The 22,459-nt window shown below is 71.3% G+C and carries 19 protein-coding genes; 10 read left to right on the top strand and 9 right to left on the bottom strand.

Going from position 1 to position 22,459, the window contains the following annotated elements:
* Nucleotides 1–38: 38 nt before the first annotated feature.
* Nucleotides 39–404: a VOC family protein gene (locus tag CLV71_RS35270; protein ID WP_133907241.1), complete on the bottom strand. Its 366-nt coding sequence runs from the start codon at nt 402–404 to the stop codon at nt 39–41.
* A gap of 98 nt (nt 405–502) precedes the next feature.
* Between CLV71_RS35270 and CLV71_RS35265 the strand changes: the two genes are divergently transcribed.
* Entirely contained in the window at nt 503–3,301 is a 2,799-nt protein-coding gene (locus tag CLV71_RS35265; protein WP_133907240.1) for an aconitate hydratase, read from the top strand.
* 378 nt (nt 3,302–3,679) lie between these two features.
* Here CLV71_RS35265 and CLV71_RS35260 read toward each other — a convergent pair whose 3' ends face one another.
* The 6 genes from CLV71_RS35260 to egtA form a co-directional block, all read right to left on the bottom strand.
* Nucleotides 3,680–4,612, bottom strand: coding sequence for a DNA-3-methyladenine glycosylase family protein (locus tag CLV71_RS35260; protein WP_133907239.1), 933 nt, complete (start codon nt 4,610–4,612; stop codon nt 3,680–3,682).
* A gap of 139 nt (nt 4,613–4,751) precedes the next feature.
* Nucleotides 4,752–6,350: an alpha/beta hydrolase gene (locus tag CLV71_RS35255; RefSeq protein WP_133907333.1), complete on the bottom strand. Its 1,599-nt coding sequence runs from the start codon at nt 6,348–6,350 to the stop codon at nt 4,752–4,754.
* A gap of 175 nt (nt 6,351–6,525) precedes the next feature.
* Complete coding sequence (gene egtD, locus CLV71_RS35250; RefSeq protein ID WP_133907238.1) at nt 6,526–7,494, bottom strand: L-histidine N(alpha)-methyltransferase; 969 nt, start codon at nt 7,492–7,494, stop codon at nt 6,526–6,528.
* Complete coding sequence (gene egtC, locus CLV71_RS35245) at nt 7,491–8,237, bottom strand: ergothioneine biosynthesis protein EgtC (protein WP_133907237.1); 747 nt, start codon at nt 8,235–8,237, stop codon at nt 7,491–7,493. The genes egtD and egtC overlap by 4 nt, the downstream gene beginning before the upstream one ends.
* A 3-nt stretch (nt 8,238–8,240) precedes the next feature.
* Nucleotides 8,241–9,566: an ergothioneine biosynthesis protein EgtB gene (egtB, locus tag CLV71_RS35240; RefSeq protein ID WP_133907236.1), complete on the bottom strand. Its 1,326-nt coding sequence runs from the start codon at nt 9,564–9,566 to the stop codon at nt 8,241–8,243.
* Nucleotides 9,563–10,789: an ergothioneine biosynthesis glutamate--cysteine ligase EgtA gene (gene egtA, locus CLV71_RS35235; RefSeq protein ID WP_133907235.1), complete on the bottom strand. Its 1,227-nt coding sequence runs from the start codon at nt 10,787–10,789 to the stop codon at nt 9,563–9,565. Before egtA ends, egtB begins: the two co-directional genes overlap by 4 nt.
* Nucleotides 10,790–10,934: 145 nt before the next feature.
* On the opposite strand from egtA, the gene CLV71_RS35230 reads away from it, so the two are divergent.
* The 5 genes from CLV71_RS35230 (at nt 10,935) to CLV71_RS35210 (ending at nt 15,568) form a co-directional block, all read left to right on the top strand.
* Entirely contained in the window at nt 10,935–11,513 is a 579-nt protein-coding gene (locus tag CLV71_RS35230) for a TetR/AcrR family transcriptional regulator (RefSeq protein ID WP_133907234.1), read from the top strand.
* A 10-nt stretch (nt 11,514–11,523) separates the two neighbouring features.
* Entirely contained in the window at nt 11,524–12,087 is a 564-nt protein-coding gene (locus CLV71_RS35225; RefSeq protein ID WP_133907233.1) for a TIGR03086 family metal-binding protein, read from the top strand.
* Between the two features lie 145 nt (nt 12,088–12,232).
* The gene (locus CLV71_RS35220; RefSeq protein ID WP_133907232.1) at nt 12,233–13,585 is read left to right on the top strand and encodes a hemolysin family protein; all 1,353 of its coding nucleotides are present in this window, start codon (nt 12,233–12,235) and stop codon (nt 13,583–13,585) included.
* Nucleotides 13,586–13,745: 160 nt separating this feature from the next.
* Nucleotides 13,746–14,795, top strand: coding sequence for a hemolysin family protein (locus tag CLV71_RS35215; RefSeq protein ID WP_133907231.1), 1,050 nt, complete (start codon nt 13,746–13,748; stop codon nt 14,793–14,795).
* A gap of 68 nt (nt 14,796–14,863) precedes the next feature.
* Nucleotides 14,864–15,568, top strand: coding sequence for a pentapeptide repeat-containing protein (locus tag CLV71_RS35210; RefSeq protein WP_166664395.1), 705 nt, complete (start codon nt 14,864–14,866; stop codon nt 15,566–15,568).
* Here CLV71_RS35210 and CLV71_RS35205 read toward each other — a convergent pair.
* A complete protein-coding gene (locus CLV71_RS35205) occupies nt 15,546–16,472 on the bottom strand; it encodes a DMT family transporter (protein WP_133907229.1) in 927 nt (308 codons plus the stop codon). The genes CLV71_RS35210 and CLV71_RS35205 overlap by 23 nt on opposite strands.
* On the opposite strand from CLV71_RS35205, the gene CLV71_RS35200 reads away from it, so the two are divergent.
* Genes CLV71_RS35200 through CLV71_RS35185 form a run of 4 tightly spaced genes read left to right on the top strand, consistent with a single transcriptional unit; the run spans nt 16,471 to nt 19,589 of the window.
* On the top strand, nt 16,471–17,847 hold the full coding sequence (locus CLV71_RS35200) for an aminotransferase-like domain-containing protein (protein WP_133907228.1): 1,377 nt from the start codon (nt 16,471–16,473) through the stop codon (nt 17,845–17,847). The two genes, CLV71_RS35205 and CLV71_RS35200, sit on opposite strands and share 2 nt — an antisense overlap.
* Before the next feature lie 7 nt (nt 17,848–17,854).
* On the top strand, nt 17,855–18,709 hold the full coding sequence (locus CLV71_RS35195; RefSeq protein WP_133907332.1) for a 3-methyladenine DNA glycosylase: 855 nt from the start codon (nt 17,855–17,857) through the stop codon (nt 18,707–18,709).
* Between the two features lie 2 nt (nt 18,710–18,711).
* Nucleotides 18,712–19,197, top strand: coding sequence for a SecDF P1 head subdomain-containing protein (locus CLV71_RS35190; RefSeq protein WP_133907227.1), 486 nt, complete (start codon nt 18,712–18,714; stop codon nt 19,195–19,197).
* A complete protein-coding gene (locus CLV71_RS35185) occupies nt 19,194–19,589 on the top strand; it encodes an ASCH domain-containing protein (protein ID WP_243867004.1) in 396 nt (131 codons plus the stop codon). The genes CLV71_RS35190 and CLV71_RS35185 overlap by 4 nt, the downstream gene beginning before the upstream one ends.
* On the opposite strand, the gene gcvP is transcribed toward CLV71_RS35185, so the two are convergent.
* A complete protein-coding gene (gcvP, locus tag CLV71_RS35180; protein ID WP_133907226.1) occupies nt 19,583–22,453 on the bottom strand; it encodes an aminomethyl-transferring glycine dehydrogenase in 2,871 nt (956 codons plus the stop codon). The genes CLV71_RS35185 and gcvP overlap by 7 nt on opposite strands.
* Nucleotides 22,454–22,459: the final 6 nt, after the last annotated feature.

Raw genomic sequence — 22,459 nt, 5'->3', positions numbered from 1 at the left:
GCCCGGCCCTCGCCCGAGGTGCCGGGCCGTTCGGCGTCTCAGCCCGCCAGGAACTCCAGTCGATTGCCGACGGGGTCGTCCGTGTGGAAGCGCCTGAGGCCGGGGATCTCCGCCGGGTCGGCCCAGCGGACCTCGTGGCCGGCCGCCTCGACCCTCGCGGCCGTCTCGTCGACGTCGACCACGAAGGCCGGGTGCGCCTTGCGCGCCGGGCGGAAGTCCTCCTCGATGCCGACGTGCAGTTCGGCGTCCGGGCCGCCCCTGCCGGGGACCTGGAACCAGCAACCGCCCCGGACCGCGAGCAGCGGGGGTTTCGCCAGCTCCCGCCAGCCGAGGGCCCCCGTGTAGAAGGCGCGAAGCCGATCTTCACTGCCGGCCGGTGCGGCTATCTGTACGTGGTGCAGCATGGTGGCTGACCCTCCCTTGGCGTCGAATACAGGACAAGCGTACTGTTTGCGTCGAGAGGACGTTCCCAGAAGACCACCACAGGCCAATGGAGATGGACGTGACCGCACCAGCAAGTAAGGACACCTTCGGCGCACGACAGTCGCTGACCGTCGGCGACGCCTCGCACGAGGTGTTCCGGCTCGACGCCGTCAAGGGCTCGGAACGCCTCCCCTACAGCCTGAAGATCCTGCTGGAGAACCTCCTGCGCACCGAGGACGGCACGAACATCACCGCCGACCACGTCAACGCGCTCGCCGACTGGGACCCCGAGGCCGAGCCGTCGACGGAGATCCAGTTCACCCCGGGCCGCGTGGTCATGCAGGACTTCACGGGCGTGCCGTGCGTGGTCGACCTCGCGACCATGCGCGAGGCCATCACCGCGCTGGGCGGCGACCCCGGCAAGGTCAACCCGCTCGCGCCTGCCGAGCTGGTCATCGACCACTCGGTGATCGCGGACATCTTCGGCCGCCCCGACGCCTTCGAGCGCAACGTCGACTTCGAGTACGAGCGCAACAGGGAGCGCTACCAGTTCCTGCGGTGGGGCCAGAGCGCGTTCGACGAGTTCAAGGTCGTGCCGCCGGGCACCGGCATCGTGCACCAGGTCAACATCGAGCACCTCGCCCGCGTCGTGATGACCCGGGGCGGCCAGGCCTACCCGGACACGCTGGTCGGCACCGACAGCCACACCACCATGGTCAACGGCCTCGGCGTGCTCGGCTGGGGCGTCGGCGGCATCGAGGCGGAGGCCGCGATGCTCGGCCAGCCGGTGTCGATGCTCATCCCGCGCGTCGTCGGCTTCAAGCTCGACGGTGAGCTGCCCGCGGGCGCCACCGCGACCGACCTGGTGCTGACGATCACCGAGATGCTGCGTGAGCACGGCGTCGTCGGCAAGTTCGTCGAATTCTACGGCGCGGGCGTGTCGGCCGTGCCGCTCGCGAACCGCGCCACGATCGGCAACATGAGCCCCGAGTTCGGCTCTACCTGCGCGATCTTCCCGATCGACGGCGAGACCGTCGACTACCTCAGGTTCACCGGCCGCTCGGCCGAGCAGGTCGCGCTCGTCGAGGCGTACGCCAAGGAGCAGGGCCTCTGGCACGACGCGGGGGTCGAGCCGGTCTACTCCGAGACGCTGACGCTCGACCTGTCCAGCGTCGTCCCGTCCATCGCGGGCCCGAAGCGCCCGCAGGACCGGATCGCCCTGTCCGACGCCAAGCCCGCGTTCCGCGGCGCGCTCGGCTCGTACACCTCCGACGCCCCGCACTCGCCGGTGGACGAGGCGGGCAAGGAGACCTTCCCCGCCTCCGACGCCCCCGCGGTCTCCGAGGGCAACGGCGACGGCAAGCCCGTCCACTACACCGCGGCCGAGGGCGCGGAGGGCAGGCCGAGCAAGCCGACGACCGTGACCCTCGACGGGGCGACCTTCGAGATCGACCACGGCGCCGTGGCCATCGCGGCGATCACGTCGTGCACCAACACGTCCAACCCGTCGGTCATGATCGGCGCGGCCCTGCTCGCGAAGAAGGCCGTCGAGAAGGGCCTGTCCCGCAAGCCGTGGGTGAAGACGACGCTGGCGCCCGGCTCGAAGGTGGTCATGGACTACTACGACCGCGCGGGCCTGCTGCCGTACCTGGAGAAGCTGGGCTTCCACCTGGTCGGCTACGGCTGCACCACCTGCATCGGCAACTCCGGCCCGCTGCAGGACGAGATCTCCGCTGCCGTCAACGAGTCCGACCTCGCCGTGGTGTCCGTGCTGTCCGGCAACCGCAACTTCGAGGGCCGGATCAACCCGGACATCAAGATGAACTACCTCGCGTCCCCGCCCCTGGTGGTGGCGTACGCGCTGGCCGGGTCGATGGACAAGGACATCACGACGGAGCCGATCGGCACCGGCAGCGACGGAGAGCCGGTCTACCTCGCCGACATCTGGCCGTCGCCGCAGGAGATCCAGGAGGTCGTCGCGTCGGCCATCTCCTCCGAGATGTTCACGAAGGACTACGCGGACGTGTTCGCGGGCGACGAGCGCTGGCAGTCGCTGCCCACGCCCTCCGGCGACACCTTCGAGTGGGCCGCCGACTCCACCTACGTGCGCAAGCCCCCGTACTTCGAGGGCATGGCACAGGAGCCGTCGCCGGTCACCGACATCGACGGCGCACGCGTGCTCGCCATGCTGGGCGACTCCGTGACCACCGACCACATCTCCCCCGCGGGTGCCATCAAGCAGGACTCCCCGGCCGGGAAGTACCTGACCGAGCACGGCGTGGAGCGCAAGGACTTCAACTCCTACGGTTCCCGCCGCGGCAACCACGAGGTGATGATCCGGGGCACGTTCGCGAACATCCGCCTGCGCAACCTCCTGCTGGACGACGTGCAGGGCGGCTTCACCCGCGACTTCCTCGCGGGCGGCGAGCAGACCACGATCTACGACGCGTCAGTGGCCTACGCGGAGGCCGGTGTGCCGCTGGTCGTGCTGGCCGGCAAGGAGTACGGATCCGGCTCGTCCCGTGACTGGGCCGCCAAGGGCACCTCCCTTCTGGGTGTTCGTGTGGTCATAGCGGAGTCGTTCGAACGGATCCACCGCTCGAACCTCATCGGCATGGGCGTGCTGCCGCTGCAGTTCCCGCAGGGCGAGACCGCGTCGTCACTGGGCCTCGACGGCACGGAGACCTTCTCCGTCGCGGGCGTGACCGAGCTCAACGAGGGCAGGACCCCCCGCACGGTCAAGGTCACCACGACCCACGAGGACGGCTCCACCAAGGAGTTCGACGCGGTGGTCCGCATCGACACCCCGGGCGAGGCCGACTACTACCGCAACGGCGGCATCATGCAGTACGTGCTGCGCAAGATGGTCAACAGCTGACAGCTCCCTCCTTTCCCCGGTGCCGGCGGCCACTCACAGGCCGCCGGCACCGTCACCTCCTGGCACCGTCACCTCCTGCCACGGTCGGCTTCCGGCATAGTCCACTCCCGGCACGGTCCGCTTCCGCCACCGTCGCCTCCCGCCAATGTCGCCTCCCGCCAATGTCGGTTTCCGGCGCCGTCCACTTCCGGCACACCGTGCCTGCCCGAGTGCGTCGACCGGCGCCTCCGGGCACCGGGCGGGCGACATCGACCCGAGCGGTGTCCGGGTGGAGGTTCCGGTCGGTGGCGCTGCCGCGTCAGCGCCACCGCGTCCGGACGACCATCGTGGAAGGCCGGCCCACTCGGGTCAGAGCGGTCGACGGCGTACTCACACCGCTCAGCGATCAGGCCGCCGGCCCGAGGCGATCTCCCCCGTCTCCTCCTCTCTGCGGACCCTCATCAGCAGCGCGACCCACGTGCGGAACGGCGCCCATTCCTCGGCCACCTGCTCGAGGTCGCTCCTCGTCGCGGCGTGGTAGGCGCGACGCATCTCCTCATGCAGACGGGTTTCCGCCACGGGGAACCCGTCCGGGTGGGCCGCCCCGCGCATCAACACCAGCTCCGCGGAGAAGTCGCCGATGCCGGGGAGCTGTTTGAGGCGGGCCAGCGCCTCCTTGACCGGCAGTGATCTCAGCTCCGCCGCGTCGAGCCGCCCGTCCAGCGCCGCCTCGGCGATCGCCTTCAGCCGGTCGCTCTTCAGCTCGCTCACCATGGGCACGTGTGGCTGCGACCGGAGCACCGCCGGCGCCGGGAACGTCGGCAGGGTCGTGCCGTGCACCTCCACCGGCTCGCCGAGACGCGTCGACAGCTGGTACTTGATGGTCGCGGCCTGCGTCATGCGGATGCGGTGCCCGATGATCGCGTAGCAGGCCGCCTCGTACGGCGAGTAGAACGCCACCGGGCGCAGGCCCGGATAGCGTCTCTGCAGCTCACCCACCACGGGGTCGCGGGCGCCGACGTCGAGGAAGCCGTCGCCGGACACGTCGATCGACAGGATGCGCCGCACCGCGGCCACCGTGTCGTCCACGTCGTCGGGAGCCGCCCGGACAGCCACCCGCAGGGGCCCGCCGGGCACGGGTTGTCGCACCAGCACGCCGACTGGCCGCCAGCTGGGCGCGACGGGGAACGCGAGGCGTAGCTCGCCGGGCTGGGTGGCGGCGTCGGCACGCGCCGCGGGGGCGAAGCCCTCGAGGAAACGAGCGCTCGCCGTCAGGTCGAAGGGTCCGTCGAAGTCGAGCTCAAGCCAGGTGACCTGGTCGATAGTTGTCATGGGGTGCACTCTGCCGGGAGGCACCGACAAAACCGCTCGGGTGGGCCGCACGAAAGGGACTTTCGCGCGGGAAGGTGTCTGACCTGCCGTTTTCGGGACGAGAGAGGCCGGTCGGCCCGAGGACCGACCGGCTCCCACGTCAGCTGGTCCGTGCGGGCGGCGGTGCCGGGAACGGCTGGACGTCCGGGTGGCACACGGTGCCGGGGCCCGGGACCTCGAGGTCGACCAGGAAGTCGGCCGCGATCACGTCGGTGCACGAGCTGTCGCCGAGGATGCAGTGGCCGAACGAGTCGACGCTGACCAGCCGTGCGTTGCCGAGCTGCCTGGACATGCGCTTCGCGAACTCGTACTGCGTGGCCGGGTCGTAGTAGTTGCCGAACACGAGCACCGGGTTGTCGGTCCGCCGGTTCCACGGGCCCCGGAACGCGTCCGCGTCCTTGACCGGCCACGACGGGCACAGCGCCGGGTCGGACCACGCCTGGTAGCGCCCGAAGTCGGGCATCTGCCGCTCCCATCGGTCGGCGATCGCGGGGACCTCCGACGGGCGGTTGTCGAACGGCTTGTCCGCACAGTTCACGGCCAGGTACGAGTCGTCGCTCGTGTAGGGCGTGTCCGGCAGGAGGTCGGCCCGCGGCCTGCCCGCAGCCTGGAGCGTCCGCAGGGTCGCGCCGGTGGCCGCCGGGGCCGACCGGGCCGCCTCGGCGCTCGGGCTGATCGCGGCCCACAGCTCCTGCAGCAGGTCGGCGAGCTGTGTGAACACCGACGGCGAGTACAGCGCGCTCGCCACGGTGCCCGTCATCGCGGCCTCGTCGACGACCGTGCCGTCGGACAGCGTGATCGGGCCCTGGTGGCGCAGGTAGTTGCGCAGCGAGTCGTACTTGTGGCGCGCGCCGCCGCCGAAGGAGCAGCCCGCGCCCGCCGAGTCGCACCTGGACAGGAACCCGTCGAGGGCGATCTCGAAGCCGCCGGTGCGCTGGCGGTCGTACTCGACGCCGTCGAGCAGGCGCAGCGTCGGGTCGACGTTGCCGTCGAGGATGATGGCGCGGGTCCTGTTCGGGAACATGTTGACGTAGGTCGCGCCGAGCAGTGTGCCGTAGGAGAACCCGACGTAATTCAGCTTCGCGTCGCCGACGGCCTGGCGCATGACGTCGAGGTCGCGGGCCACGTCCTTGGTCGCCATGTGCTCCAGCAGCGGTCCCGCGAAACGTGCGCAGAACTGGCCGTAGTCCTTGATCGCCCGCAGCGTGGTCCTCTCCTCCTGCGCGGTGACCGGCAGCGGGGCCATGCGGCCGAAGACCTGGTCGGCGTCCTCCTCCGTGGCGAAGCAGCGCAGCGGGGTGCTGCGCGCGACACCGCGCGGGTCGAAGCCGATCAGGTCGAACCGGTCGAGCACCTGCGGCTCGAAGATGGCGCGCCCGGACTTCGGCAGGGCGAACCCACTGCCACCCGGTCCGCCGGGGTTGATGAACAGGGACCCGATCCGCGCGGCCTGGTCGTCGGCGGCGCGCCGCATCATCGCGATGTTGATCGTGCCCTGGTTGGGCCTGTCGTGGTTCAGGGGCACCGCGTAGTCGGCGCAGCTGTACTGCGGAAGCTCCGCGGCGGGCACCCCAGCGAGGTCACCGGGCGCGCACTGGTGCCAGGTGACGGGCGCGGGGGCCTTGGCGGACGCGGCCTCGGGCGCGGCGGAGGCGGTGGGCGCGACCACGCCGACCGCCCCCGTCGCGAGGGCGAGCATCACTGTGGCAACCGAACGTGTGAGTCTTGCGGACACGACAATGCCCTTCTCCCGACCTGGCGTGACGCTTCGTCACTGCACCAGTCGCCAGAGTCACACGATGTGGTGCACTTCGATAGAGGCAAATCGGTCGTATCGGCTAGCTCGTTCGGTCAAGCCCGAAAGTAGGGCTCCGCTAGGTCGTCGCCTGGGAAAGGGACACGCCGAAGCGGCCCGCCCGGTCGGTCCACCATTTGGACAGGGTGAAACCGGCCTCGGCAAGCTCGTTCGCCACGCGGACCGGCCGGAACTTCGACGAGACCTCCGTACGCATCTCCTCGCCCGCCGCGAAGCTCACGGTCAGGTCGACGCCCCGGAGGTGCACGTCCATGGCCCGCGTGGCACGCAGGCGCATCTCGATCCACTCCTCCGTCTCGTCCCAGTGCCCCACGTGCTCGAACGCGGGCACGTCGAAGTCCGCGTCCAACTCGCGGTTCAGCACGTGCAGCACGTTGCGGTTGAACTCCGCGGTCACGCCGGACGCGTCGTCGTAGGCCTCGACGAGGGTGCGCGGGTCCTTCACGAGGTCCGTGCCGAGCAGCAGCCACTCCCCCGTCTGCAGGTTGTCGCGCAGCGCGGACAGGAACTTCGCGCGTTCGGCGGGCACCAGGTTGCCGATCGTGCCGCCGAGGAACACCACCATGCGGGGCGCACCGCCCGGCAGCAGCGCCAGGTGCTGGGTGAAGTCGCCGACCACGCCGTGGACGACCGCCGGGGCGTACTCCTCACGCAGCAGTGCCACAGAGGACTCGAGTGCCGCGTCCGACACGTCCAACGCCACGATCTCGCGCAGCGTCCTTCCGCGCCGCAACGCGTCCAGCAGCAGGTGGGTCTTCTCCGACGAGCCGGAACCCAGCTCCACCAGCGTGTGTGCCCCGGTGAGGGCCGCGATCTCGTCCGCGCGGTCGGCGAGTACCTCCCGTTCCGCGCGGGTCGGGTAGTACTCGGCCAGCCGGGTGATCGCCTCGAACAGCTCACTTCCCCGCGCGTCGTAGAACCACTTGGGCGGCAGCGTTTTCGGTGTCGCCGTCAGGCCGGTCAGCACGTCCGACCGCAGCCCCCGGACGATGTCGTCCCGGGTCAGGTAGACGGTCAGGTCGGTCATGGTTCTCCCAGTCGGGTCATGTCCACGAGGGACGGTGTGGCCGTCACGAGATGCCCGTCGGGGACCTCTCGCCAGCCCGGGTCTTCGTCGTACGGTTCGGACGCCACCACCACGGCACCGGGCAGCGCACGCACCCACAGCGCGTGCGTCCACGCGGTGCCGACGATCGTCGAACCATTGGTGAGCAACAGGTTCAGCCGCGAGCCGGGTGCCGCCGCGGCGACCTCGGTCACCACCGAGGCCACCGCCTTGGCCGGCGGCACCCCGTCGGAGAGCGACGCACGCAGCAGCGCCCACAGCAGCGCCGAGTCCGTCGGCGCGTCCATCGTCAGCAGGTCGGTCACCGGCAGCCGCCCGGCGAGCCCGGCCATCGACGACGGCCAGCCCCGCACCAGTCCGTTGTGGCTGAACAGCCACGGGCCCCCGGTGAACGGCGCGCACGCGGTCTCCACCACGGGCATGCCGACGGTGGCCGATCGGACGGCCGCGAGCACCCCGCCGGAGCTGACCGACGTGGCCAGTCCCGGCAGTGCCGCGTCCGTCCACATCGGACTCGTACGCCGCAGCCGGACGGGTTCGGGATCGCCCGCGTACCAACCGATCCCGAAGCCGTCCGCGTTGACCGTGCCGCCACCACGCATGTCACACGGCGCCCACGACTGCCGCAGCAACGAGTGCGGCGGCGTCAGCAGCAGGTCGGCGAGCCGCACGGGCTCGCCGACGTAGGCCAGATGCCGGCACACGGCTCAGGCCAGCTCCTCGGCACGTGCGTCCCTGGCACACCGGAACCCGGCAAAGATCTGCCGCCGGATCGGGTGATCCCAGTTACGGAACGTCGCGCGAACCGCCGCGGGGTCGGTCCCGAACGAGCCACCCCGCAGCATCTTGTAGTCGCCACCGAAGAAGACCTCGGAGTACTCCCGGTAGGGAAACGCCTCGAAGCCCGGGTAGCCGTGGAAGTCGCTGTCCAGCCACTCCCACACGTCGCCGACCAGCTGGTGCACGCCAAGCGGCGAGGCGCCCGCCGGGTACGCGCCGACCGGGGCCGGCGACAGGTGCCGCTGCCCCAGGTTCGCGTGCTCGGGGCCGGGATCCTCGTCGCCCCAGGGGAACCGCCGCGACCGGCCGGTCGCCGGGTCGAAGCGGGCCGCCTTCTCCCACTCCGCCTCGGTGGGCAGCCGTCTGCCCGCCCACGTCGCGTACGCGAGTGCCTCGTGGAAGCACACGTGCACGACCGGCTCGTCCGGCGGGATCGGCTCGACGTGCCCGAACCGGTCGCGTAACCACCCAGCCCCGTCCCGCACCCAGAACCTCGGCGCGGTCAGGTCGGCCTTCACCCGGTAGGCCCAGCCCACCTCGGACCACCAGCGTGGGTCGTCGTAGCCACCCGCGGCGATGAACGCCTCGTACGCGGCGTTCGTCACCGGCGCGGTGTCGATGAAGAACGCGTCCACGTGCACGTCGTGCGCGGGCCGCTCGTTGTCCAGCGCCCACGCCTCGATCGACGTGCCCATGGCGAACGGCCCCTCGGGCACGAGGACCTCGGCGACCGGCAGCGGACGTCCGGCCGGCGGTGCCGGTGCGTGCAGCACCGGGGCACCCCTGCGCAGCTGGTGGGTGGCCAGCATGGTCTCGTCGTGCTGCTGTTCGTGCTGGACGATCATGCCGAAGGCGAACCCGTCCGTCTCCAGCCGCCGCCCCTCCAGCCTGCTGCCTTCCAGCACGTCGAACACCTTGTCCCGCACCTCGCGGACGTACCCGCGGGCCTGCGCGGGGTCCAGCAGCGGCAGGGCGGGCCGGTCGGCACGCGGGTGCTGGAAGGCGTCGTAGAGGTTGTCGATGTCCTCGCGGACCGGCTCGCGACCGCCGACGTCGCGGACCAGCCAGAGCTCCTCCTGGTTGCCGATGTGCGCGAGGTCCCACACCAGCGGGGACATCAGCTTCGAGTGCTGGCGCACGAGGTCGTCGTCGTCGACGGCGTCGGTCAGCACCACACTCCGCTCCCTGGCCCGGCGCAGCTGCGTGGCCACGTGCTCGCGCAGTGCCTCGGTCCCCCTCTCGGCGATGCTCATGACGTACTCCTCACGATGAGTTGGTCGAGCTCGGCGACGATCGCCGCGGTGAGGTCGGCGGGCAGACCCATGCCCGGCACCGCCTCGGCGCCCAGCGTCAGCACGGTGCGGGCCGCGGCCGCGATCGCGGGGTCGGCGAGGCCGTCCCGCGCGGCGGGCAGCCACCGGTCGCCGACCGGCAGGCAGGCCTCCAGCACGGCGTCGACCGTGCTCTGGTCCGACATCAGCGCGGCGAGCAGCGTGGTCGGGGTGACCCAGCCGCTGCCCGGCTGCGCGTCGAGATAACGCACCTCCAGGTACCCGTGCGGCCGCACGGGCGGGAACATCGTCGAGATGTGGTAGTCGAGGTCGTCCGTTGTGGGACGGGTGGGCAAGCCGCCTGCCACCCAGTCGGCGAACGTCAGCCCGACCGGCGTCTCCCAGCGCTTCCCGTCGCCACGCACGCACAGGACGGGCGTGTCCAGCACGCGGCGGGCCCACGCCTGCGCCGGGTCGTCGACGATCGCGGACGGCAGCGACCTCGGCGGATCCGTGCCCAGGACCGCACGCATGCGGGCCGACGCCCAGCCGGTCGGCCTGCCGGCCAGCGTCGGCGAGTTGGCGAACGCCGCGACCAGCACCGGGCCCAGTGCGCACACCGCGGCCCACCGGTTCGCGAACGTGTGGGACTCGCCGACGTCGAGGCACACCTGCAGACCGGCGGTGCAGCACATCATCGTGATCCCGTGCGGTCCGATGGACTCGAAGACGTGCTCCATCGCCGCGTAGCGGGGAGTGTCGAGAACCCTGGCCGGAGACCGGTGCTGGTCGATCCCCCGATCGCCGAGCACCAGCCCGGCGTCGCCGAGCATCTCGGTGAGGAAGGCGTGGTCCGCGGTGACCACATCGAACAGTTCGGCGAGGGAAGTCTGTGGGAGGGAGGAGATCTCTACCTGCCCACCGGGTTCGACCGTGACCGGCGAACCTGACGGTAGTGGAAGCTGGGGACTCTCTTCGACGAGCGTCCCGGGGGCGTACGAACCGAGAGCGGCGGCCAGACGGGAGGCGTCCAGCGGCCGCCGTGGATCCTCCTCGTGGTGGACGGTCCACTCCAGCTCGACGCCGTGTAGTTTGGGCGGACCGTGCTTGAAACAGACGGACGCGACATATGCCTCGGCCTCCACGCGGTCACGCAACCACCGCCGATCAGGGCCTCTGACCAGCGGATCTTGAATAGCGGTCATGGTGTGCACACCTCCATCTCGAACTGAAACCGACGCTACACGCGGCCACCGACAATTTCGTGTCGTGCGGGTGTGGGTACGACGGCGAGCAGGAAGACGTACGTACGGATTGCATTGGCCGGACGGGACTGCCACTATCGATCGGGTGCCACGGGTCAGCCAGGATCATCTCGACGCTCGCCGCCACCAGATCCTCGACGGGGCCCGGGTGTGTTTCGCCCGTTACGGCTACGAGGGCGCCACGGTGCGCCGGCTCGAGGAGGGCACCGGGCTCTCCCGGGGTGCCATCTTCCACCACTTCCGGGACAAGGAGTCCCTCTTCCTCGCACTCGCCGAGGACGACGCGCTGCGTATGGCGGACGTGGTCGCCAAGGAGGGCCTGGTGCAGGTCATGCGTGACCTGCTCGCCACCCAGGACGGCGCGGACTGGCTCGGCAGCCGCCTGGAGCTGTCCAGACGGCTGCGCACCGACCCGGAGTTCCGGGAGCGGTGGGCGGAGCGGTCCCGCAACCTGACGCTCGCCACCCGGGCCAGGCTGCTCCGCCAGCGTGAGGCGGGCAACCTGCGCGACGACGTGGACGTCGACGTGCTCACCGCGTACCTGGAGCTGGTGCTCGAGGGTCTCGTCTCACACCTCGCGATGGGACTGCCGGCGGACGACCTGGAACCGGTACTGGACCTGGTAGAGGCCTCCGTCCGGCGGGCTGTCGGTGGTCCGTCCTAGCCTTGGACGCATGGAACTACTCGACGCACACGGCCAGGCCATGGACGTGTTCGACCGCGCGATGCACAAGGTCGGGCTGACCGACTGGGACTCACCGACGCCGTGTACGGACTGGACCGTGCGCGAACTCGTCAACCACATCGTGGTCGAACAGCTGTGGGTGCCGGACATGCTGGCGGGCCACACGGTCGCGGACGTCGGCGACAAGTTCGACGGCGACCAGCTGCACGACGACCCGATCGGCCACTGGCAGGAGGCCAGCAGCACCGCGCGGGCCGCGTGGCTGGCGCCGGGCGCCACCGAGGGGACGGTGGCCCTGAGCTACGGCGACGAACGCGTCGAGGAGTACGGCTGGCAGATGACCACCGACCTCGCGGTGCACGGCTGGGACCTCGCCACGGCCCTCGGCGCCGACGCCGGCATCCCGGACGAGCTGGCCACCACGCTGCTCGCCCACATCGAGCCGCAGGTGGCCGCGTGGTCGGGCACCGGCATGTTCGCCGAGCCCGTGCCGGTGCCGGACGACGCCCCGGCCCCCGCCCGACTGGTCGCGTTACTCGGCCGTAGGCCGTAAGCCTCGATCCGCCTTTACACTGGTCACTATCCCTACAGACATAGGAGTGACCTGTCACCGTGCCCGAAGCACAGTCCCCCAGCGACAGTACCGAGCCGGGCGAACCCGGCTGCCATACGAACCCGGTTCCCGGCGGTGAACACCGGTGACCGGATTACTGCTGGATCTCCTCGGCGTCCTCGCCGTCATCGCACTCACCTTCGGCACGGCGATCTTCGTCGCGGCCGAGTTCTCCCTGACCGCGCTGGAGCGCAGCCAGGTCGAACACCAGCTGCGCACGGTCGGCGACGCACGCGCCAAGCACGTCGCCAAGGCGCACCAGTCGCTGTCCTTCCAGCTCTCCGGCGCCCAGGTCGGCATCACGATCACCACGCTGACCATGGGCTACCTCGCCGAACCGATCATCGCGGGCTGGCTCGAGCCGGTGCTCGACGCGGTCGACCTGCCCCACGGCGTCGCCGTCGGGGTGGCGCTCGTGCTGGCGCTGGTCCTCGCGAACGTCATCTCGATGCTGTTCGGCGAGCTGGTGCCGAAGAACATCGCGATCTCCAAACCGATGGCCACCGCGCGGGCGGTCGCCGGTGCGCAGACGCGGTTCTCGACCGCGCTGAGCTGGTTCATCAACGCGCTGAACAGCTGGGCCAACTGGCTGGTGCGCAGGCTCGGTGTCGAGCCCGCCGACGAGCTGGCGTCGGCCCGCTCGCCCCAGGAGCTTGGTTCGCTGGTTCGGACGAGTGCCGAACGCGGCACCATCGACCCCGGCACGGCCACGCTGCTCGACCGCTCGCTGCGGTTCGGCGACCGGTCGGCCGACGAGCTGATGACGCCACGCGTGCAGGTGGAGTCGCTGCCGACGGACGCGACCGTGCTCGACCTGATCGAGCTGTCACGCCGCACCGGCTACTCGCGGTTCCCGGTGCACGAGGGCGACCTGGACGACGTGCGCGGGGTCGTGCACGTCAAGCAGGCGTTCAGCGTGCCGGTCGACAAGCGCGCGCTGTCGCCGGTGAGCGAGCTGATGCAGCAGGTGCAGACCGTGCCGGAGAGCCTGGACGGTGACACGCTGCTCGACCGGCTGCGGGAGTCCGGTTTACAGCTGGCCGTCGTCGTCGACGAGTACGGCGGCACCGCGGGGCTGGTGACGCTGGAGGACCTGGTCGAGGAGATCGTCGGGGACGTGCGCGACGAACACGACCGAGGCGAGATCAACCCGGTCCGCCCGCTCGGCCGGGACAGCTGGATGGTGTCCGGCCTGCTGCGCGACGACGAGCTGGCCGACGCGACCGGCTTCCGCATGCCGGAGGGCGACTACGAGACGCTCGCCGGCCTGGTGCTCGCACGCCTCGGCCGGATCCCGGAGGTCAACGACGAGGTGCGGGTCGACGGCTGGCGGGTCACGGTGATGGCCATGGACCGCCACCGCGTGGCGGAGCTGCGGGTGGCCAGGATCCCCGACGCGGAACAGAAGACGGACCGCGAGGAGGTGGCCGCGCGATGAGGGGAGCCCACGGACTCCGGCCGCACGAAAGTCCCCTTCGTTCGGGCCCGACGCACGAACGGGACTTTCGTGCGGGCCCCGGGGAGCAAGACATGCAGCTCGTTCGTTGCCATGGAGGTAGCGTCGGGCGGGGTGGGGCGGCGCCAGGCGAGGGAGCATCATGACGGGGGGAAGCGCGATCCTTGTCGCGGTCTTTTTGCTCGTGCTCAACGCGTTCTTCGTCGGCGCGGAGTTCGCTCTGGTCAGTGCGCGACGCGACCGGCTGGAGGCGATGGCCGAGCGAGGTGTCGACCGGGCGCGGATGGTGATGCGCGCGGCCCAGCACACGTCGGTGATGATGGCCGGCGCACAGCTGGGCATCACGCTGTGCACGATCGGTCTGGGTGCACTCGGGGAGCCGACGGTGGCGCACTTCCTCAAGGTGCTGCTCGGTCCGCTGGAGCTGCCCACCGCGGTGATGCACACGCTGGCCTTCGCGATCGCGCTGGTGATCGTGTCGATCCTGCACATCGTGCTCGGCGAGATGGTCACCAAGAACATCGCGATCGCCGCGCCGGAGAAGACCGCGGTGTGGCTGACGCCGGTGCTGATCGGCTGGGTCCGGCTGGTCCGGCCCGTGATCTCCCTGCTCAACGCGGTGGCCAACGCCGTGCTGCACCTGCTGAAGGTCGAGCCCAAGGACGAGATCGAGAGCGCGCACACGCCGGAGGAGCTGGCCAACATGATCGCGGAGTCGCGGCGTGAGGGCCTGCTCGACCAGGCGGAGCACCGCAGGCTCGCGCAGACGCTGTCGTCGGCGGACCGGACGGTCGCGGACGTGCTGGTGCCACTCGACGAGGTCGAGACCGTGCCGCACCCGCCGACCGTGGGCGACATGGAGGAGGCGGTCAACCGGACCGGCTTCTCCCGCTTCCCGGTACGCATGCCCGACGGGCGGCTGAACGGGTACCTGCACGTCAAGGACGTGCTGGACCAGGCGGACCAGGCGCGGTCGACGCCGGTGCCGTACCACCGGGTCCGCGGCCTGCCGGAGATCCCGGCCGACTCGCGGCTCGATGAGGCGCTCGCCGCGCTCCGCCGGGCCCGCAGCCACGTGGCCAAGGCCGTCTCGGCGGACCGCACGGTGCTCGGCGTGGTCGCGCTGGAGGACCTGGTGGAGGAGTACGTGGGCACCGTCCGCGACGGCACCCACACCGACCCGGACACGTAACGGCTGCCGCCGATCCGGGACGCGTGAAACGGCTGCCGTTCTCGGCCGGGATGGGCCATTCTGGTGCGATGGTGTCCCGGCCGAGGCGCGTGCTCGCGTTCGCGGCGGTCGTCGTCGGGGTGGCAGTCGCCGCCGTCGTGGTGAGCGTCCTGGTGCCTGCGCCGTCCGTGTCGCCTCGGCCCGTCGCCGACCCGCTCGGCCGGGCTACCGTCGGGCTCGGTTCGCCGGACCTCGGCGAGCGGCTGGCCGCGATCCACGAGCTGGAGGGGCTGATGTGGCGGTACGAGTCGCCACATCAGCCCGCGGTCATGACGGCGTTGTCGGCGTTCGTGCGGGAGCGATCGTCCGGGGGTTGCGGGCACGCCGAACCGGACGAGGACGTCGAGGTCGCGATGAGCGTGCTGGGGCACCGGGCCGCGACGCATGACGAGGGCACCGTCATGGACCTGCACGGGGTCTGCCTCGCCGGGATCGTGATGACCTACATCGACCTCGCCAACGCGAACCTCGCCGACGCCGACCTGACCGGGGCCACGTTCGCGGGTATGGCGTTGACCGGCGTCGACCTTCGTGGGGCACACCTCGCCGCGACGAACCTCCGCCAGGCCGACCTGGCCGACGCGGACCTGACCGACGCCGACCTCGCGGGCGCCGACCTCACCAGCGTTCGCTGGTCGGACGGGACGGAGTGGCCGCAGGAGTACGCGCAGGCCGTGCAGGCGGCCTCCGCACCTGACGGCTCCGGATTCGTCATCGGGGATCTGCGGCTGTGACCCGGTCACGGGTCCGCTGCGTGACGGCCACGGCAGCGATCACGAGGACCGCCCCGGCCGTGTTCGCCGGGGTGATCTCCTCGGAGAGCAGCAGCGCCGACCAGACCAGCGTGAGCACCGGCTGCATCAGCTGGAGCTGTGAGATCTTCGCGATCCCGCCCTCGGCGAGGCCGCGGTACCAGGCGTAGAAGCCGGCGAACTGGCTCACGACGCTCACGTACGCGAAGCCGAGCCAGGCGTGGAAGTCGGGCGAGTGCCACGGGCCGGACGCCAGGTTGACTGCCGTCACCGCTACCGTTACAGGGAGTGCGATGAGTAGCGCCCACGAGATGACCTGCCAGCCGCCCAGCTCGCGGGCCAGCACGCCGCCTTCCGCGTAACCCATCGCGGCGCAGCCGACGGCGGCGAGCAGCCACAGGTCGGCCACCCGGATCTGTCCGGCGCCCTGGATCATCGCAAACCCGAGGACGGTCACCACGCCGAACCCGCACGCCGCCCAGAACGGCCACCTGGGTCGCTCTCCGCCTCGCAACACCGCTAGCGCGGCCGTCGCGGCGGGCAGCAACCCGACGAGCACGGCACTGTGCGCGGATGTGGTGTCCCGTAGGGCAAGCGCACTGCACAGGGGGAACCCGACCACGACACCGGCGGCCACCAGCACGAGCCGCCGCCACTGTGAGCGGGTCGGGCGGACCGCGCGTGTCGCGAGCAGACAGACCGCGCCGAGCAGTGCGGCGGGCACGGCACGCCCGAGGCCGACGGTCACCGCGCCGAACGCGGGCAGGGCGGCGGCCGATGCCGGGAACGTGACGCTGAAGGCCAGGACGCCGATGCTCCCCCACCCGACGCCCGGCGCGAGTAACGGCGCACGCCGGCTGGCGATAGCGCTATCCTCTACTGACATGTCCAACGATAGCAGTGTCGGGCGGCTGGCCGGTGCGCTGCGCGAGCGGGCGGCGGCGCTACAGCCGGGCGACCAGCTGCCGTCCAGCCGGGCGATCGTGTCGCGGTACGGCGTCAGCCCGGTCACGGTCGGGCGGGCGCTGGCCAGGCTCGGCGCCGAGGGCACGGTCGTGACCGAGCCCGGCCGGGGCACGTTCGTGGCATCGAGGCGGGCGCCGCTGGAGGACGTGGCCTGGCAGACCGTGGCTCTCGGCGACGCGCGGGTCGACACCACGCACCTGCGCAGGCTCCTCGAGGTGCCGGGCCCAGGCAAGCTGGTGCTGTCGTCCGGCTACCTCGCCGACGACCTGCAGCCGACCCGGTTCCTGGCCACGGCGACGGCACGTGCGGCGCGCAGGCCGGGTGCGTGGGGAAGGGTGCCGCCGACCGGGCTGCCCGAGCTGCGGGCCGCGTTCGCCGCGACCATCGGTGTCGACGCGGGGGATGTCACGGTCGTCGCGGGCGGCCAGTCGGGGTTGTCGGCCGCGTTCCGGGCGCTGTCCCCACCTCGGATGCCGGTGCTGTTGGAGGCGCCGACGTACATGGGTGCCGTGTCGGCCGCGCAGGCGGCCGACCTGCGGCCGGTTCCTGTGCCGACGGATGTCGACGGGCTGCGGCCGGACCTGCTGGCCGAGGCGTTCGCCAGGACCGGCGCGGGCCTCGTGTACACGCAGCCGACGTTCGCGAACCCGACGGGCACGGTGCTGGCCGCGCACCGCAGGCAGGAGGTGCTCGACGTCGTCCGCGCGGCGGGTGCCTTCCTGGTGGAGGACGACTGGGCCCGTCACCTCGTGATCGACGGTGTCGCGCCGCCGCCGCTGCTCCGGGACGACCGCGACGGGCATGTCGTGTACCTGACGTCGTTGACGAAGCCGGTCGCGCCGAGCCTGCGGGTGGGGGCGCTCGTCGCGCGGGGGCCCGCGGCCGACCGGCTGGCGGCGGTCCGGCGTGCCGAGGACCTGTTCATCTCGCGGCTGCTGCAGGAGGTCGCGGTCGAGCTGTTCGGCTCGCCCGCGTGGCCTCGGCACCTGACGGCGTTGCGTGCGGCGTTGCGGGAGCGGCGCGACACGCTGGTCGCCGGGATCCGGCGGGACCTGCCGGGGGTCACGGTCACGCCTGTGCCGGCGGGCGGTCTGCACGTGTGGGTCCGGTTGCCGCCCGGTGTGGACGACGTCGAGCTGGCGGACCGCGCGGCCCGGCGGGACGTGGTGGTCGAGCCGGGCAGGCCGTACTTCGTGGCCGAGCCGCCAGCGCCGCACCTGCGCCTGACCTACGCGGCGGCCACCCCGGCCGACCTCACCGAGGCGACGCGCCGTCTGGCCGGGGAGCTACCGTGACCGGGTGATCCGGACAGTGCTGGCGCCCGCCGAGTGGCGGGCTCGACGCGACGCCCACGTCACGCGTGTGCGGCGGTGGACCGACCCGCTGCGTGAGCGGCGGTCACGCGGTGAGCGGCACCCGGTGCTGGACTTCCTCTTCACGTACTACTCCTACCGCCCGGCCAGGCTGTTGCGCTGGCATCCCGGTCCCGGTCCGGAGCTGTCCGACGCGTCGGAGTTCCTGCGCTGGCCCGCCTACCGCGAGACCGGACACGGTGTCGAGCTGGGGCCGCTGCCCGAGTCGCGGCGGTCGACGGTCGAGTTCGTGCGGGAGCTGCTGACCGCGACCGCCGGCCGGGAACCGCGGCTCGGCTGTCTCGGGTTGCACGAGTGGGCGATGGTGTACCGGTCGGCGGACGTGCGGCACGAGGACTGGCCGCTGCGGCTCGGCAACGCGGGCACGGACGCGGTGGTCGACTCGCTTCCCGTGCGCTGCACGCACTTCGACGCGTTCCGGTTCTTCACCCCGGCCGCGCGGCCGCTGAACATGCTGCAACCACAGCGATCCGACCAGGTGGCGCTGGAGCAGCCGGGGTGTCTCCACGTGGGCATGGATCTCTACAAGTGGTGCTACAAGCTGGACCCGTACGCGCCGTCCGACCTCGTGGCCGACTGTTTCGAGCTGGCGCTGGACATCCGCTCGCTGGACATGCGGGCGAGCCCCTACGACCTCGCGCCGCTGGGCTACGCTCCGGTGCGGATCGAGACGGCGCAGGGGCGTGCCGAGTACGTGCGGGAACAGGCCGGGTTCACCGAGCGGGCGCGACCGCTGCGGGCCCGTTTGATCGCGGTGTGCGAGGTGTTGCTCCGAGGGGAGTGATCGTGCGGGCAGCGTGGTTGTTGGTCGTGTTCCTGGCCCTGGTCGGGTGTGGCGCCGAGGTGTCGGGCACCCCGGCGAAGGACGACTCCCCCAGCGTCGGCCCGGTCGATCTCGCGGTCCCGATCGAGCTGCACCCTGTGGTCGAGGACGGCGGGACCGGCACGAAGGTCCTCGCCGATCCGACCGGCGAGCGCCTCACGCTGGCCGACCCGATCATGACGATCGAACGGCTCGACAGGGCCGAGATCGCCAACGACCAGAACACCGGCGGCTGGACCCTGAACCTCGACCTGAACGACGCGGACGCCAAGGCCTTCGGTGACTGGACGACCGACCACACGGGCGAGCGCCTCGCGATGGTCGTCGACGACGAGGTCGTCGTGGCACCCACGATCCAGAGCGCCATCACCGGTGGCGAGATCCAGATCTCGGGCGACTACTCCCGCGACGACATCGAGGCCCTGATGGACAAGGTCACCGGGCGTTGACGCTGCCCGTGGCGGAGTTCGCGTTCCCCGGGCCGCTGCGGGACCGGCTCGTCGCCGCGATCCTGTCCGGCGCCAAGACGACCACCTCGGCGCTGCTGCTGCCGGACGAGCCGGTGCCGGTGGCGGGACAGCGGCTCGCGGTGGTGGACTCGAACGGCATACGCGTGGCCTCGATCGAGCTGACCGAGGTGCGCCTGGTCCGGCTCGCGGACGTGGACCTGCGGCACGCCGTCGACGAGGGTGAGGGCGACCGGTCGGTCGCGCAGTGGCGTGCGAACCACGAGGAGTTCTGGCACGGTCCCGAGGTCCGCGCCGAGCTTGGCGAGGACTTCACCGTGGGCGACGACACCATGATCGTCGCCCAGCGGTTCCGTCTGCTCGAGACCTACTGATACGCCTCGATCGGCGGGCACGAGCACACCAGGTTGCGGTCGCCCTTCGCGCCGTCGATCCGCCGCACCGGCGGCCACAGCTTCGGGCCGGTCGCGCCCTCCGGGTACACGGCCTCCTCGCGGCTGTAGGCGTGTTCCCACTTGCCCGCGACTGACTCCGCCGTGTGCGGGGCACCGCGCAGCGGGTTGTCGTCCTTCGGCCAGTCGCCTCGGGCGACGCGGTCGATCTCGCGGCGAATGGCGATCATGGCGGTGCAGAAGCGATCCAGCTCGGCCAGGTCCTCGCTCTCGGTCGGTTCGACCATGAGCGTGCCCGCGACCGGGAAGGACATGGTCGGCGCGTGGAGGCCGTAGTCGGCGAGCCGCTTGGCCACGTCGTCGACCGTGATGCCCGTCGACTTGGTGATGCCGCGCAGGTCGAGGATGCACTCGTGCGCGACGAGGCCGCCCTCACCCGAGTACAGCACGGGGAAGTACTCGTCGAGCCGCTTGGCGACGTAGTTCGCCGCCGCCACCGCGGTCATGCTCGCGCGGCGCAGGCCCTCGGCACCCATCATCCGCACGTACGTCCACGAGATCGGCAGGATCGACGCGCTGCCCCACGGCGCCGCGCTGATCGGCCCCACGCCGGTCTTCGGGCCCGCCTTCGGCTGCAGCGGGTGGTTCGGCAGGTACGGCGCGAGGTGCGACCGGACGCCGATCGGGCCGACCCCGGGGCCGCCGCCGCCGTGCGGGATGCAGAACGTCTTGTGCAGGTTCAGGTGTGAGACGTCGGCGCCGAACTTCCCGAAGCGGGCCAGGCCGATCAGCGCGTTGAGGTTCGCACCGTCCACATAGACCTGGCCGCCGGCGTCGTGCACGAGCCCGCACACGGTTCGCACCGTGTCCTCGTACACGCCGTGCGTCGACGGGTAGGTGATCATGATGGCGGCGAGGTCGTCGCGGTGTGCGTCCACAGTGGCCCGCAGGTGGTCGACGTCGATGTTTCCCTTGTCGTCACAGCGAACCACGATCACCCGCATGCCGGCCATCGCGGCGCTGGCGGCGTTGGTGCCGTGCGCGCTCGCCGGGATGAGGCACACCCTGCGCTCGCCCTGGCCGGCTGCGCGGTGGTAGGCGCGGATCGCGAGCAGGCCCGCGAACTCGCCCTGGCTGCCCGCGTTGGGCTGCAGGCTGACCGCGTCGTACCCGGTGAGCTGTGCGAGCCACTCCTCGAGGTCACCGACGATGCCGAGCAACCCTGCGGCGTCGGCGGCGGGCGCGAACGGGTGCAGGTTCGCGAACTCCGGCCACGTGATGGGTTCCATCTCGGTCGTGGCGTTGAGTTTCATGGTGCACGAGCCGAGCGGGATCATGCTGCGGTCGAGTGCGACGTCCTTGTCCGACAGGGCGCGCAGGTACCGCAGCAGCGAGGTTTCCGAGCGGTGCGTCGAGAAGACCGGGTGCGTGAGGTAGGAGGACGTGCGGGCCAGCTCCGCCGGGTAGGCGTCGGGGGTGTCGGCGTCGAGCCGGTCGACGTCGCCGCCGACGCCGAACGCGGCCCACAGCAGGCGCAGGTGCTCGCGGGTGGTGGTCTCGTCGCAGGCGACGGCGACGTGGTCGTCGTCGACGCGGCGGATGTTGATGCCCCGGTCGCGGGCGTTGCCGACGATCTCGTCGGCGCGGTGGGGCGTCTCGACGAGAACGGTGTCGAAGAAGTGCTCGTGCGCGAGGTCGAAGCCGCCGGAGGTGAGGCCCGCGGCGAACACGGCGGCCATGCGGTGGGCGCGGGTCGCAATGTTCCGCAGCCCCGTCGGCCCGTGGTACACGGCGTACATCGAGGCGACGATCGCGAGCAGGACCTGCGCGGTGCAGATGTTGCTCGTGGCCTTCTCGCGGCGGATGTGCTGCTCGCGGGTCTGCAGCGCGAGCCGGTAGGCGCGGTTGCCGTCGGCGTCGACGCTCACGCCGACGAGCCGGCCCGGCAGCTGACGCTCCAGGCCCTGGCGGACGGCGAGGTAGCCGGCGTGCGGGCCGCCGAAGCCCATGGGCACGCCGAACCGCTGGGTGCTGCCCGCGACGACGTCCGCGCCGATCTCGCCGGGTGCGCGCAGGAGCGTGAGCGCGAGGATGTCCGCGGCGACGACGACCTGTGCGCCACGCTCGTGTGCCTCGGCGATCAGCTGTTCGTGGTCGCGGACCGCGCCGGACGCGCCCGGGTAGGACAGGAGGACGCCGAAGAACTCGCCGTCGGGCAGGCCGTCGGTGAGGTCGGCGACCTCGATCTCGATGCCGAGCGGCTCGGCGCGCGTCTCGATCACGGCGATGGTCTGCGGGAACGTGTCCGCGTCGACCAGGAAGCGGTCCACCTTGGCCTTGCCCGCGCGGTGCACGAGGGTCATGCCCTCGGCGGCGGCGGTGGCCTCGTCGAGCATGGACGCGCCAGCGAGCGGGAGCCCGGTGAGGTCGGCGACCATGGTCTGGAAGTTGAGGAGGGCCTCGAGGCGGCCCTGGGAGATCTCCGGCTGGTAGGGCGTGTACGCCGTGTACCAGGCCGGGCTCTCGATCACGTTGCGCCGGATGACCGGCGGGGTCACCGTGCCGTAGTAGCCGAGGCCGATCATCGAGGTCAGCGGCGTGTTCTTCGCGGCGAGGGCCCGCAGCTCGGCCAGCACCTGCGCCTCGGAGGCCGGTGGCGGCAGCTCCAGCTCGACGCCGACCTCGCGGATCGACTCGGGCACGGCCCGCTCGACCAGCTCGTCCAGCGAGCCGACACCGATGACGTCCAGCATGGTGGCCAGCTCGTCGGCTCGCGGGCCGATGTGCCGGTCAGCGAACTGGGTGCCGTCCTCGAGGGCGGCAAGGGGGATCCGGTCCTGGGTCATCTGGCG

The organism is Actinophytocola oryzae (genome assembly GCF_004364325.1).
Classification (GTDB): Bacteria; Actinomycetota; Actinomycetes; order Mycobacteriales; family Pseudonocardiaceae; genus Actinophytocola; species Actinophytocola oryzae.
The sequence above is the reverse complement of the archived record's forward strand: the minus strand, read 5'-3'. Positions and strand labels throughout refer to the sequence as shown.